The organism is Bacillus sp. GMs2/2, from assembly GCF_050172095.1.
GTDB classification, from domain to species: domain Bacteria; phylum Bacillota; class Bacilli; order Bacillales; family Bacillaceae_G; genus Bacillus_A; species Bacillus_A cereus.
In genome coordinates this window covers 1-11,153 of sequence record NZ_JBNLYE010000134.1, presented here as the reverse complement: position 1 = coordinate 11,153, position 11,153 = coordinate 1, and the positions used below count along the sequence as shown (strand labels likewise).

The window sequence follows — 11,153 nt, the reverse complement described above, 5'->3', positions numbered from 1 at the left end:
TTAATATTCCCTTAATCAACAGTTAAATTGTGGTATACAAATTACTCATTCTTGAAAAACTTAATTTCAGCATTCCACTTTATGATATAATAACTATGTTTTGGAAATCCTTAATACTATTAAAGATTTCACATAAAAATACGAAAGAATTAATAAAAAAGGAGTTGCTCATTTTTGCTTACTAAGTTTAAGAGTTTGCCTAAAGCGGTATATGCAATTTTGGCGCTTTCTTTCCTGTTGCACGTTTTTTGTTTAGTAAAACAGCCAGGATTAGATGGAGAGTTAGTCAAAGTAACATATGGTGCAAATGATGCCTTTAACTATTCGTTAACAGCTGAACAACTATTAAAACATGGTGTATTTGGTTATGTGTATTTAGAACCTAGTGAAGTTCCAGGGAAAAATGCATATATTACACCAGGTCAGCCATTACTATTAGCTGGCGCTATGATTATTTCTGATATTACATCAATTCCTTACTATTACGTAGCAACTGTTATTAACATGATCATGAACCTTTGCACAGTGCTATTAGTATTCTTAATAGGAAAAGAATTGTTCGAAAAAAACATTTATGGAATTGTTGCAAGTATTTTATATGCTATTTATCCAAGTAACTATACATACTTCCGTACATTGCTAACAGAAGTTCCATCCATATTCTTATTGGCGTTATGTGTATATGTATTTGTTCTCGCATGGAAATACAATAAAGTGAAATTCCATATATGGTTTGGAATTGTCGTTTCAATTTTACTTATGTTCCGTCCAAATCCAGCTCCAATGATGCTTATTCCTGTTCTTGTTGTGTTATTTACATATGGATTTAAAGAATCCATTCGAATCGGATTGTTATGGTTTATCGGACCTTTCTTTATTATTGGCGCATGGGTTGTTCGTAACTACTTAGCACTCAACCAATTTATTTTATTCTCAACCCAAGGTGCAGATCCACTAATTGCCGGTGCAGATCCATTTAATAAAATTGGATATGAAAATATAGTAAATGAAATGAGAGCTAAAGGCTTAGATGACAAAGGTGCATACGCAAAAGAATTAATTAAGAACGGATTTAAGACGGACTTCACTTATTGGTTCTCTTGGTTCACTGTCGGTAAAACAATTGAATTATTCAAAACAGCTCCTGCTGTAGACCAATATCGTATTCACAACTTTATGCAACTATGTCATAGAGTGTTTATCATCGGTACATTCTTGAGCAGCTTCTGCTTCATGCTAAATTCATTTAAACATAAACGCGTTATGATGCTAGTAGCAAGTTCAATTATTTACATTATCTTCTCAAACTTATTCTTAGCAATTAATCGCTATGGATTTTTCATTAATCCTCTTATGTGCTTAATTCTTGCATACGGATTAATTCACATTGTGCAGAAGCTTCCATTCTTCCGCACTAATCAAGCATAATAAGAAAGAGGTCGTCCACCGTTGGACGACCTCTTTCTTATTCCCCCACACTTTACACACGGCCAATTTGTCCATTCTGTAATCACACTTTAATTCCGTATGTATGTGTGTCTGTATTTGTCAAAATATCTTTCACAACACCACTCACTGTTTTACGTATAAATGCAAGTTTTTTACAACTATTACTATAACGAAAAGAGAAAATGATTAGTATGTGTATTATATAAAAGGAAGCAGCCATATTTTCCATACGATACATACGAGCACTATAACTACAAAATCAAAAAAATCTAATCTCGGTCCTTTTTTCATATTCATATGTAGCCACATATGAAACCATTTTATTTTTGTATATTTATGGATGTTTTTCTTTGCAAATCGGTAAATAAGCATTTGCATAATAAAAAATCCGGCCACAAAAATAAATAATAAGATGAGAAATCCAATCACAAAATTCCTCCTATTTTTGTAGCGTTTTTTCTACTATCCGATTTTTCAAAACCCACTCTTCAAACTGGGCACTTCCAAATTCCCAACTAAGATCGCGAGCATGTACAGAAAAAACGTAATAACCGGCATATTCGTCCATAAACCTACCTAACTCTACATCGTCTTTCTGAATACCGTATACTCCAAAATTAAAATACACATCCCATACGTCTTCATTCTTCCTCTTATAAGCGATCGATTCCATATCACATTCTGTCCCGAAATAATCAAGATGTAAATGTACGCTATCATCGTATTCGTACTCCATTTTATCACCCCTTATATTTGTACTTCTTTACCACCCAAAAAATTCCTGCTATCTACACTCACATATGGGCACTTACCTACATATCATGCTTGTAGAGTGACTTCTAGGAGGTGTTATATAGTGAAAAAATTAATCGCGATTTTTTGCATCATGTTACTAGCTGTTTTTACTTTTGCTGCTTGTAGTAGTAAAAAAGAAAGTACGAAAGAACAAACTCAAAACATTCGCGTTGGCGAAGTTACCCATTCTCTCTTCTATGCCCCATTATATGTCGGGATTGAAAAAGGATTTTTTAAAGATGAAGGACTAAATATTGACCTACAAACAACAGCTGGTGGCGATAAAACGATGACCGCCCTATTATCTGGCGGAATTGATATTGCTCTCGTCGGTTCTGAAACGTCTATTTATGTTCATCAACAAGGAGCGAAAGACCCTGTCATTAACTTTGCACAGCTTACACAAACAGATGGGACATTTTTAGTTTCACGTAAAAAACTAGACTCTTTTAATTGGAATGACGTAAAAGGTGTTACATTTTTAGGACAGCGTAAAGGCGGCATGCCGCAAATGGTTGGGGAATACGTTTTAAAGAAAAATGGAATTGATCCTCGGAAAGATACGAACTTAATTCAAAATATCGAATTTGCTAATATTGCAAATGCCTTTGCATCTGGTACAGGAGAGTTTGTGCAGCTCTTTGAACCGACTGCAAGCATATTCGAAAAAGAAGGTAAAGGTTATATCGTCGCTTCATTCGGAAATGAATCTGGTACTGTTCCTTATACAACGTTCATGGCAAAAGAAAGTTTCTTAAAGAAAGATAAAGCTGCTGCTGAAAAGTTCACACGTGCGCTCTATAAAGCACAGCAATGGGTTGATACACATAGTCCAGAAGAGATTGCTGATGCTGTTTCTCCGCTATTTAAAGACACTTCGAAAGACATTACAGTAAAAGTAATTGAACGGTATAAAAAACAACATTCTTATGCGACAAATCCACTACTAGATGCGGAAGAATGGAAACAGCTCCAAACGATTATGAAAGATGCTGGTGAATTACAAAAAGAAGTCCCACATGAAGCGCTCGTCAATACAAAAATTGCCGAAAGCGTTATTAAGAAATAGAGGCGAAGTGTATGAGTTTTTTACAAATACGTAACGTTTCTCACTGTTTTTTCGCAAAAGAGAATGCCAAACTTATTCTCGAAGATATGAGCTTACAAGTGGAAGAAGGCGAATTTATTTCTATACTCGGCCCAAGTGGTTGCGGTAAAACAACGCTCCTCTCAATCATTGCTGGACTACTTGATCCAATTGATGGTATCGTCTTTTTAGATGGTGAACCAATTACAACGAAAACTTCATCTATGGGATATATGTTGCAGCAAGATTACTTATTCCCGTGGAAAACAATTGAAGAAAATATTATGCTTGGACTTCATATTCGAAAGATTTATGATGAACAGATGAAAGAACATACTTTAAATCTTTTAAAACAAGTCGGTCTACATGGGGTAGAAGGACAATATCCTCGTGAACTATCCGGCGGTATGCGTCAACGTGCTGCTCTCGTTCGAACGTTAGCAACTGATCCGAAAATTTTATTACTAGATGAACCATTCTCCGCACTCGATTATCAAACGAAATTAAAACTAGAAGAACTCGTTTTCAACTTACTAAATAAATATAAGAAAACATCACTACTTGTTACTCACGATATTGAAGAGGCGATTGCGATGAGTGATCGTATTTATTTACTGCAAGCGAATCCTGGAAAAATCGCAAAAACCTTTATCGTCCCGGAAAGTATCCGTTCTTTATCACCGTTAGAAGCACGCCATCACTACGATTTCCCAGCCCTCTTTCAAGATATATGGAAGGAGCTGGAACGACTTGGATAATATACAACAACTACATGAACAATTTCGAAAGAAAGAACGCAGGCGTGCTTGGATTGCTCGCTCATTACAGCTTTTACTACTTATTCTTTTCTTTGCACTATGGGAAATAGCTAGCAAAAAAGAATGGATCGATCCTTTACTCTTTAGTTCTCCTTCGAGTATTTGGGATCTCTTCTTAACGAAATGGATCGATGGTTCACTTTGGGTCCACATATGGACGACATTGCTGGAAACAGGAGTAGGCTTCATTCTCGGAACGGTACTCGGTGCTATTATTGCCACGTTTCTTTGGTGGATGCCACTTCTAGCCCGCGTACTTGATCCTTACCTCGTCGTCCTAAATGCAATGCCAAAAGTTGCACTCGGTCCAATCATCATCGTTATTTTCGGTCCAAACATTTCATCTTCTATCGCAATGGGAGTAATCATTTCCATCATCATTACCATTCTCGTTATTTACAGTGCATTTCAAGAAGTCGATTCTAACTATATAAAAGTGATGGACACATTTGGCGCAAATAAATGGCAATGTTATAAGCAAGTCGTTCTCCCTGCATCCTTTCCAGCAATTATCTCAACGTTAAAAGTAAATGTTGGTTTATCCTGGGTCGGTGTTATTTTCGGAGAACTTCTCGTTTCCAAACAAGGACTTGGCTACTTAATTAGCTACGGATTCCAAGTCTTTAACTTCACACTCGTCTTACTTAGCGTACTACTCACATGTGTTCTTGCAACTCTTATGTATGTATTTGTTGAGGCATTTGAAAAAATTCTAATTGGAAAAAGAAAAAGAAGCTGACTCAAAACAGTGCGCTATAGTCAGCTTCTTTCTTTTACCTTTTATCACACATTTTCGTTTCATTTGTAATGTTTCCATCCGCAACCGTAACTGTATGGAAACAGTCTTTCACACGTACTGTAACGACATTATCTTTTCGATCTATCACATGATAATCATTAAACTTTTCATTCAAAGCACTACGAATTTGCTCCCCTTCAAAAATCGGAAAACCGTGAGACATTACCCAAATGAGACCAGCAACAGCAAGAATCGTTTTCATACGTTTCATTACCTCCTCGAGAGTAAACTTATAGTCCCTACAACACGCGCATTATAATTGTGTCTAAATTGTGACATTTTTATACTAATTCTATTTTATACCGCAAGTTCCTTCTTCTTTTTAATAAAAATACAGAATTTTCAATTTTATCAACATAAAAAAACGCAAAGAATTAAAAATTCTTCACGCTTTTCTTTAACGAAACTATATCGAAAGCATAGCTCACATTAGTCTCCACTTTGTTGTTCTATCGTTTTTGAAACATCATATAATCCCGACAGCACTTCCGCTCTCATTTTTACAAGCTCAGGGAACTGATAGAAGAAAGCAATTTTTTTATATTTTAACTCTGTTCCTTCTTTCACCTTTTTTGAATCTTGTAAAATGAACGCTGTAAATGTATCTGCGATATCCTCCGTTACATTTGTTGTTCCATACAGCGATACAAAATCATCATGCTTTTCTTTATAAAATTCAATTTGTGCCTCTTCACTTTCTTCTACTTTCTTTTCTGTCCACTCTTGCTCAATTGGTTTCCAAAATTCATTATAAAATTGGTTAATATACGAAGTTTTTCTCGCACATCCATTTTTCAAGAACACCGTTTTACATTTATTTCGATATGATGAAATGTCTTTCTCTTCATCAAACGCCTCTAAATATTTCCTATCCACTGGTACTTGTTTATGCCCAATCGTTAATACGTGAGCCGTTTCATGAATTAATGTTTTCATCACTTCATCTATATTCACCCCAGAATCGAGCACGTCTAAACTAAGCAACCAATCTCTCGGGTCATCCATACTTGGCATGACATGGGCAACAACGCCGTCATAACCATCCGTTATTAGATCAAACCCTGTTATATTCTCACGATATTTCACTGGAATGAGAGTGCGATACATGTCCCATAACGTTTCATGATACTCTCTATCTTGTCGCTGGCTTAACAAATCATCTTTTGCTACTTTGTCATCTGCAAAAACTTTATTCAATCTCTTACGATCCAATTTCTCAAAATAAGGATCTACAATTTCATCATCATCGATATAATAAGAAGCTAAAAAGAAGTAATTGTCATCCTCTTCTTTTTTCTGTTCCGCCTCTTTCATATTCATACTTTCATACTCTTCTATGTCATAATCCTCTACTTTTTCAAGTTCTGAAAGTCCCTCTATCTTTTTATATACTTTTTGTAATGTTTTATCTCCTATTTGCGTGCACTCTTCTTCTGTTTTACAAATTTCTTTTTCTTTCGTAACCTCGATAGCACTCTCGCATCCTGCAACTAAACTGCTTGCTATAATACAACATACTAACTTGCCATACAGTTTCTTCATACAATCCCCCATTATTCCATTCTACAAAATATCATAATCATTTTTTTGCGAATATGCGATAATTAATTATAAAAACTGCAAGGAGGCTTCCCATGATTCGTGCAATCTTATTCGACTTAGATGGAACACTATTAGATCGGCGCCAATCTTTAGAACAATTTATTTGTGAGCAATATAATCGCTTCGCCTCACATTTGAAGAGCGTAGAGAAAACAGAGTATTGTTCTCGATTTCTTGAACTCGATAATAATGGCTATACGTGGAAGGATAAAGTATATGCTACTCTCCTTTCCCAATACAACATTACTACTTTAACGCAAGAACAACTACTACACGACTATATTACAAACTTCCAACATCATTGCATTCCTTTCAAAAACACGCATGAACTACTTCAACAGTTAAAACAGCGAAACATTAAAATTGGTATTATTACAAATGGTTTTACTGAATTTCAAATGAGCAACCTTCGAGCACTACATATACATACGTATACAAACACCATTCTCGTTTCAGAAGCTGAAGGAATTAAAAAACCTCATCCTGAAATTTTCGAACGTGCTTTGCAAAGACTAGATGTGAAGGCAGAAGAATGTCTTTATGTTGGAGATCATCCAGAAAACGATGTGCTTGGTTCTGAACAAGTAGGGATTCTTGGTGTTTGGAAAAAAGATTCGTTTTGGGGGAATTTTAAGCATTCACGTATCGTAGATGATTTGTTGGAGGTGCTTTCATTTTTAGAGGTGGAGATAAAGTGAAACTTTAATCCGCCCCCAGCTGAAAGAAATATATGCAAATAACCAATTCCAAACGACAAAGCAATTATTATAAAAAATAAAGAAAAGTTTAATTTAACCATCGAAACAGTAACAGTCGTTTCTTTTCTTTTATCCATCTTCCCCCTCCTAAAATGTAAATATATCTTTACAAAATTGTATAATATAACCAAAATTATGCAAAGATATATTTACATTTATTCTTACATACAAAAAAAGAAACCGGCTACTTTACTTCGTAAAACAGCCGATTTCTTCTATATGTTTCATCGTACGCGCTAATACGTCATCGCGCATTATAAAGCTAAATTTTCTATTCGTTTTAATGTTGTCAGGAATGTCTTTTAATAAAACAGACCCTTTCGTTTCTTCGTAATGCGTATGTTCTTCTACCGCACTAATTGTTGCAAAATAAATGTTTTTAATGATTATTTTGTCTTTTCCAGATACTTTGTATTGTCCTAAGTAAGTTAAATCAGAAACTATGCCGCCGGTTTCTTCATGAACCTCTCGAACTGCCGCTTCTTCCGGTGTTTCCCCTAGTTCTACTTTACCACCTGGAAATTCAAGACCGCGACGTAAATGGTGCGTTAATAACCATTGATCCCCGTACCGGCATACAACCCAAACATGCTTTGGCTCAGGAGAAAATGGATAACGTTCAAACGATAATTGTACAGTGTTGTGGTAATAATCTTTAAATTTGTACATGCCATTACTCCCCTATTGATGGTTACAAGTTTTTCCTACCACAAATTGTAGCATATTCTCGCTTTTCTGCATAATATTATCCAATTACAATCCATTGATTATTCCCATTTGCGCGACTAATTCTTTCGTCTCATGATTTCCTAAATCATAAATCATTTTATATGCTTTTTGTAGTTGTTCATCATATCGGTCATTATTTGAATCGTGATGATACTCAACAAATGGAACGTGGGAGCGTACAAATGACCCTAAATCTTCTACATATGCTTGATCGAAGTGCTCTCTTAATTCCGTAATTTCCTCATCATTTGCGGAAATCTCAAAATTATAAGTATCCGCCGTCTTCACTTGTGAAATTTGACCGTTTCCTATTGATATATAATATGTTTTTTTCGTCTCCATGTAACACCCTTCTTTCATCCTTTTAATTTCTATTGTTTTCATCAATTACAAAATTATGTAAAATAAAGAAAAGGAGGGGTTTTATGTTCAAAATATTAATTATCGGTATTATCATCGTCCTAATCATCCTCGTACTCTCCATCATGACAATTAATAAAGGCTATGCTTATAAACATTCCGTCGATAAACTAGAAGATAATCCTTATACAAAAAAGAATAAGGATGATTCCTAATACGCTTCGTATACTCTGCATCATAGTAGCACTCACTGTGATCGTTATGTCGGCAATTGGATTATATACAGGTCAAAATAATTTTCTACCACTTTCACAATTTCTATTAGGAGCTTTAATGTTTCTCATCGCATTTGAACAAATAAAGAAAAAGGAGTTACATACATGCTAAAAGGAGTCCGGATTACTTTATCACTTATTGCCTTATCTATAGCAATCTATGGATTTTTTACTGGTAGTAGAGAAATAATGCCTTATATGTTCATCTTTTTAGGAGGTATGGCCCTCACCATAAGTTTAGAGGAAATATTAAAACGACAAACAGGAGGTAGTCTGCTCGCTCTACTAGCAGGGGCCGCTGCTTTATTTATTGGTTTCACAGAAATATTCTAGTAAATGGTCTAAAGGAGGCCATACAATGCTAACTCTAACTATATTACAGATTTTTTTAGCATTTCTCATGCTTCTCTTACTCACTCTAAGCACTTATGTCCATGTTACCGATAATTTTTCACTTCTTCCATACTTACAATTTATTCTCAGTTGTTCCTTTATTCTTCTAGGAATTAATGAATTAAAATCCGGACGAAAATCAATGAGTATCCCGTATTTTTTCGTTTCTGGTCTTATATTCTTCTTCTTAATATCAAACTACTTTCACTACATGTAGAATGAAATTTTGACCAATTTAGCATTTATAATTATTTTCTCTCAGTAACTATGTCTTTCTACTAAGGGGGATTCCATGTTAAAAAACATTCGAATTATAATCGCCACTATCGCTCTTTCTCTCGCCCTATTTAGCTTCTTTGCAAACTTCACTATTCTTTTACCTTACGTGTTCATCCTTTTTGGAATCGATGAAATAAAGCAGCAGCAAAAAGCGAAAGCATTTGTTTATTTTCTCTGTTCTGCCTTTATTTTATATGTTGGAGTATCTAATATATTTTCATACAAAAGAAGAGTATGGTCGCTCTTAGCACAATAAAAAAACTGCCCTTTCACAGGCAGTTTTTCTTTTTATCCAAACACTTTCTCAAGTTCATCTTTATCTTGGCTTAACCAGAAGTTCATTAAGCGTTGTGCTCCTTCTAAGTCGTGAAGCTTCGCTTGACCACATTGCGTTTCATTTGCAGCCGGAATTTCTGTAATTTGAACCGCATCTTTTAATGTTAGTTCTAATAAATCAATGATTTCTCGAACTGTCGGCGTTCCGCTCACTACAAGATAATATCCTGTTTGGCAGCCCATCGGTGAAATATCGATAATATCAAAATGCGGATAACGATCAATATATTTACGTAAATTAAATGCTAATAAATGCTCTAACGTATGAATAACATCTGGTTTCATTGCTTGTTTATTCGGTTGACAGAAACGAATATCAAATTTATTTACAATACCGTCACTACCTACATTGTGAACTCCGCAATGTCTTACATAAGGTGCCTTTACAATCGTATGATCTAATTCAAAGCTTTCTACTGATGGCATACAACATCTCTCCCGCTTTTAATTTAATTCCGTTATATCCAATATGATATAACGGAAATGCACATTAGTAAAGTATTATGTACAGTCGTGCTATAATACTTTAAGAATATGCTGAAAAGGAGACCGTTATGAAACAGATTTTTATTGAGATTATACGCTTTTATCAAAAGTTCATTTCTCCGATGACACCACCAACATGCCGCTTTTATCCAACTTGTTCTCATTATGGATTAGAGGCGTTTCAAAAACATGGTGCACTCAAAGGCTTTTGGCTTACTTGTAAGCGTATATTAAAATGTCACCCTTTCCACCCGGGAGGATTTGATCCTGTCCCAGATAAAAAGGATGACAAAGTAAATTCTTAATTGTCGTAACCATTCACAACTAAATCTAATTTTCCTGTATCAGGATCTATAACAAGACCGTGAACAGGTACTTCTTCCGGAAGTAATGGGTGGTTGCGAAGTACTGATACGCTATGTTCTACACTTTCTTCCACACTAGAGAAACCGCGCAAGAATTGTTCTAAATCGATTCCAGAATAACGAAGCATATCTAATTTCTCTTCTGTTATACCGCGTTCTTTCATTCTCTCAATCGTACTGCTTGCTTGAATTTTTGCCATACCACAATCATGGTGACCAACTACACATACTTCATCAGCGCCAAGTTCGTATACAGCGACTAAAATACTACGCATAATACTTCCAAATGGATGTGAAATAACAGCGCCTGCTACTTTAATAATTTTCACATCACCGTTACGCATATTCATCGCTTTCGGTAATAGTTCAACAAGTCGTGTATCCATACAAGAAATAATTACCATCTTTTTGTTTGGAAATTTCCCCGCTACAAACTCTTCATATTTTTTCTCTTCAACAAATTTCTCATTGTACTGCAAAATCTCTTCTAATGACTTCATAGTAAAGGACCCTCTTTTCTCTCGTTTACACTACATAAATAGTGTACCAAAATATGAAAAACTCAAAAAGGATATCGCTTTATAGTAAAAATAAGATATTTTCAGATAATCGACATAATTCT

18 protein-coding genes and 2 pseudogenes are annotated in these 11,153 nt (G+C 35.1%); 10 read left to right on the top strand and 10 right to left on the bottom strand.

All coding sequences use genetic code 11. The features are described 5' to 3' along the window. Positions 1-174 precede the first annotated feature (174 nt). On the top strand, positions 175-1,428 hold the full coding sequence (locus ACQGS6_RS16760; protein ID WP_000956220.1) for a glycosyltransferase family 39 protein: 1,254 nt from the start codon (positions 175-177) through the stop codon (positions 1,426-1,428). Between the two features lie 82 nt (positions 1,429-1,510). Here ACQGS6_RS16760 and ACQGS6_RS16755 read toward each other — a convergent pair. The 3 genes and pseudogenes from ACQGS6_RS16755 to ACQGS6_RS16745 form a co-directional block, all read right to left on the bottom strand. Continuing rightward, positions 1,511-1,582 (bottom strand): annotated as a pseudogene (locus ACQGS6_RS16755) (DUF2196 domain-containing protein); the annotation flags it as partial. Positions 1,583-1,647: 65 nt separating this feature from the next. After that, a complete protein-coding gene (locus ACQGS6_RS16750) occupies positions 1,648-1,878 on the bottom strand; it encodes a hypothetical protein (protein ID WP_000578981.1) in 231 nt (76 codons plus the stop codon). A gap of 10 nt (positions 1,879-1,888) precedes the next feature. Continuing rightward, positions 1,889-2,185: a DUF3986 family protein gene (locus tag ACQGS6_RS16745; RefSeq protein ID WP_000455580.1), complete on the bottom strand. Its 297-nt coding sequence runs from the start codon at positions 2,183-2,185 to the stop codon at positions 1,889-1,891. Positions 2,186-2,305: 120 nt separating this feature from the next. Between ACQGS6_RS16745 and ACQGS6_RS16740 the strand changes: the two genes are divergently transcribed. Genes ACQGS6_RS16740 through ACQGS6_RS16730 form a run of 3 tightly spaced genes read left to right on the top strand, consistent with a single transcriptional unit; the run spans position 2,306 to position 4,888 of the window. Further along, positions 2,306-3,313, top strand: a complete 1,008-nt coding sequence (locus ACQGS6_RS16740) for an ABC transporter substrate-binding protein (protein ID WP_000733151.1) — start codon at positions 2,306-2,308, stop codon at positions 3,311-3,313. A gap of 11 nt (positions 3,314-3,324) precedes the next feature. Beyond that, positions 3,325-4,089, top strand: a complete 765-nt coding sequence (locus ACQGS6_RS16735; protein WP_000009025.1) for an ABC transporter ATP-binding protein — start codon at positions 3,325-3,327, stop codon at positions 4,087-4,089. Next, a complete protein-coding gene (locus ACQGS6_RS16730) occupies positions 4,082-4,888 on the top strand; it encodes an ABC transporter permease (RefSeq protein ID WP_000368822.1) in 807 nt (268 codons plus the stop codon). Before ACQGS6_RS16735 ends, ACQGS6_RS16730 begins: the two co-directional genes overlap by 8 nt. A 34-nt stretch (positions 4,889-4,922) precedes the next feature. On the opposite strand, the gene ACQGS6_RS16725 is transcribed toward ACQGS6_RS16730, so the two are convergent. Both ACQGS6_RS16725 and ACQGS6_RS16720 read right to left on the bottom strand, forming a co-directional pair. Further along, positions 4,923-5,150 (bottom strand): hypothetical protein, encoded by a 228-nt coding sequence (locus ACQGS6_RS16725; RefSeq protein WP_000849112.1) that lies wholly within the window; start codon positions 5,148-5,150, stop codon positions 4,923-4,925. 227 nt (positions 5,151-5,377) lie between these two features. Then, positions 5,378-6,490 (bottom strand): hypothetical protein, encoded by a 1,113-nt coding sequence (locus ACQGS6_RS16720; protein ID WP_000737829.1) that lies wholly within the window; start codon positions 6,488-6,490, stop codon positions 5,378-5,380. Positions 6,491-6,582: 92 nt separating this feature from the next. On the opposite strand from ACQGS6_RS16720, the gene ACQGS6_RS16715 reads away from it, so the two are divergent. Next, positions 6,583-7,248, top strand: coding sequence for an HAD family hydrolase (locus ACQGS6_RS16715; RefSeq protein ID WP_025966485.1), 666 nt, complete (start codon positions 6,583-6,585; stop codon positions 7,246-7,248). A 14-nt stretch (positions 7,249-7,262) separates the two neighbouring features. Here the strand turns inward: ACQGS6_RS16715 and ACQGS6_RS16710 are convergent. The 3 genes and pseudogenes from ACQGS6_RS16710 to ACQGS6_RS16700 form a co-directional block, all read right to left on the bottom strand. After that, positions 7,263-7,385 (bottom strand): annotated as a pseudogene (locus ACQGS6_RS16710) (DUF3267 domain-containing protein); the annotation flags it as partial. 112 nt (positions 7,386-7,497) lie between these two features. Beyond that, positions 7,498-7,977, bottom strand: coding sequence for an antimutator 8-oxo-(dGTP/GTP)ase (gene mutTA, locus ACQGS6_RS16705; RefSeq protein ID WP_000276385.1), 480 nt, complete (start codon positions 7,975-7,977; stop codon positions 7,498-7,500). A gap of 84 nt (positions 7,978-8,061) precedes the next feature. Further along, positions 8,062-8,379, bottom strand: a complete 318-nt coding sequence (locus tag ACQGS6_RS16700; protein ID WP_000448409.1) for a hypothetical protein — start codon at positions 8,377-8,379, stop codon at positions 8,062-8,064. Positions 8,380-8,462: 83 nt separating this feature from the next. Between ACQGS6_RS16700 and ytzI the strand changes: the two genes are divergently transcribed. From ytzI to ACQGS6_RS16680, 4 genes are all read left to right on the top strand, one after another. Further along, positions 8,463-8,612, top strand: coding sequence for a YtzI protein (gene ytzI / locus ACQGS6_RS16695; protein WP_000472789.1), 150 nt, complete (start codon positions 8,463-8,465; stop codon positions 8,610-8,612). Beyond that, positions 8,602-8,784, top strand: coding sequence for a hypothetical protein (locus ACQGS6_RS16690; RefSeq protein ID WP_426965330.1), 183 nt, complete (start codon positions 8,602-8,604; stop codon positions 8,782-8,784). Before ytzI ends, ACQGS6_RS16690 begins: the two co-directional genes overlap by 11 nt. Further along, on the top strand, positions 8,778-9,005 hold the full coding sequence (locus ACQGS6_RS16685) for a DUF3953 domain-containing protein (protein WP_000912058.1): 228 nt from the start codon (positions 8,778-8,780) through the stop codon (positions 9,003-9,005). The genes ACQGS6_RS16690 and ACQGS6_RS16685 overlap by 7 nt, the downstream gene beginning before the upstream one ends. A 352-nt stretch (positions 9,006-9,357) precedes the next feature. Then, positions 9,358-9,600, top strand: a complete 243-nt coding sequence (locus ACQGS6_RS16680; protein ID WP_000916675.1) for a YczI family protein — start codon at positions 9,358-9,360, stop codon at positions 9,598-9,600. A gap of 32 nt (positions 9,601-9,632) precedes the next feature. Here ACQGS6_RS16680 and luxS read toward each other — a convergent pair whose 3' ends face one another. Then, positions 9,633-10,106, bottom strand: coding sequence for an S-ribosylhomocysteine lyase LuxS (gene luxS, locus ACQGS6_RS16675; protein ID WP_001141371.1), 474 nt, complete (start codon positions 10,104-10,106; stop codon positions 9,633-9,635). A 128-nt stretch (positions 10,107-10,234) separates the two neighbouring features. On the opposite strand from luxS, the gene yidD reads away from it, so the two are divergent. Beyond that, a complete protein-coding gene (gene yidD / locus ACQGS6_RS16670; protein ID WP_000809325.1) occupies positions 10,235-10,471 on the top strand; it encodes a membrane protein insertion efficiency factor YidD in 237 nt (78 codons plus the stop codon). Here yidD and ACQGS6_RS16665 read toward each other — a convergent pair. Beyond that, the gene (locus ACQGS6_RS16665) at positions 10,468-11,031 is read right to left on the bottom strand and encodes a beta-class carbonic anhydrase (RefSeq protein ID WP_000838164.1); all 564 of its coding nucleotides are present in this window, start codon (positions 11,029-11,031) and stop codon (positions 10,468-10,470) included. The genes yidD and ACQGS6_RS16665 overlap by 4 nt on opposite strands. Between the last annotated feature and the right edge of the window lie 122 nt (positions 11,032-11,153).

Coding starts and splice junctions, on each gene's coding strand:
- ACQGS6_RS16745 (WP_000455580.1), bottom strand. CDS start 2,185: ATGGAGTACGAATACGATGATAGCGTACATTTACATCTTGATTATTTC.
- ACQGS6_RS16735 (WP_000009025.1), top strand. CDS start 3,325: ATGAGTTTTTTACAAATACGTAACGTTTCTCACTGTTTTTTCGCAAAA.
- ACQGS6_RS16725 (WP_000849112.1), bottom strand. CDS start 5,150: ATGAAAACGATTCTTGCTGTTGCTGGTCTCATTTGGGTAATGTCTCAC.
- ACQGS6_RS16720 (WP_000737829.1), bottom strand. CDS start 6,490: ATGAAGAAACTGTATGGCAAGTTAGTATGTTGTATTATAGCAAGCAGT.
- ACQGS6_RS16715 (WP_025966485.1), top strand. CDS start 6,583: ATGATTCGTGCAATCTTATTCGACTTAGATGGAACACTATTAGATCGG.
- mutTA (WP_000276385.1), bottom strand. CDS start 7,977: ATGTACAAATTTAAAGATTATTACCACAACACTGTACAATTATCGTTT.
- ACQGS6_RS16700 (WP_000448409.1), bottom strand. CDS start 8,379: ATGGAGACGAAAAAAACATATTATATATCAATAGGAAACGGTCAAATT.
- ytzI (WP_000472789.1), top strand. CDS start 8,463: ATGTTCAAAATATTAATTATCGGTATTATCATCGTCCTAATCATCCTC.
- ACQGS6_RS16690 (WP_426965330.1), top strand. CDS start 8,602: ATGATTCCTAATACGCTTCGTATACTCTGCATCATAGTAGCACTCACT.
- ACQGS6_RS16685 (WP_000912058.1), top strand. CDS start 8,778: ATGCTAAAAGGAGTCCGGATTACTTTATCACTTATTGCCTTATCTATA.
- ACQGS6_RS16680 (WP_000916675.1), top strand. CDS start 9,358: ATGTTAAAAAACATTCGAATTATAATCGCCACTATCGCTCTTTCTCTC.
- luxS (WP_001141371.1), bottom strand. CDS start 10,106: ATGCCATCAGTAGAAAGCTTTGAATTAGATCATACGATTGTAAAGGCA.
- yidD (WP_000809325.1), top strand. CDS start 10,235: ATGAAACAGATTTTTATTGAGATTATACGCTTTTATCAAAAGTTCATT.
- ACQGS6_RS16665 (WP_000838164.1), bottom strand. CDS start 11,031: ATGAAGTCATTAGAAGAGATTTTGCAGTACAATGAGAAATTTGTTGAA.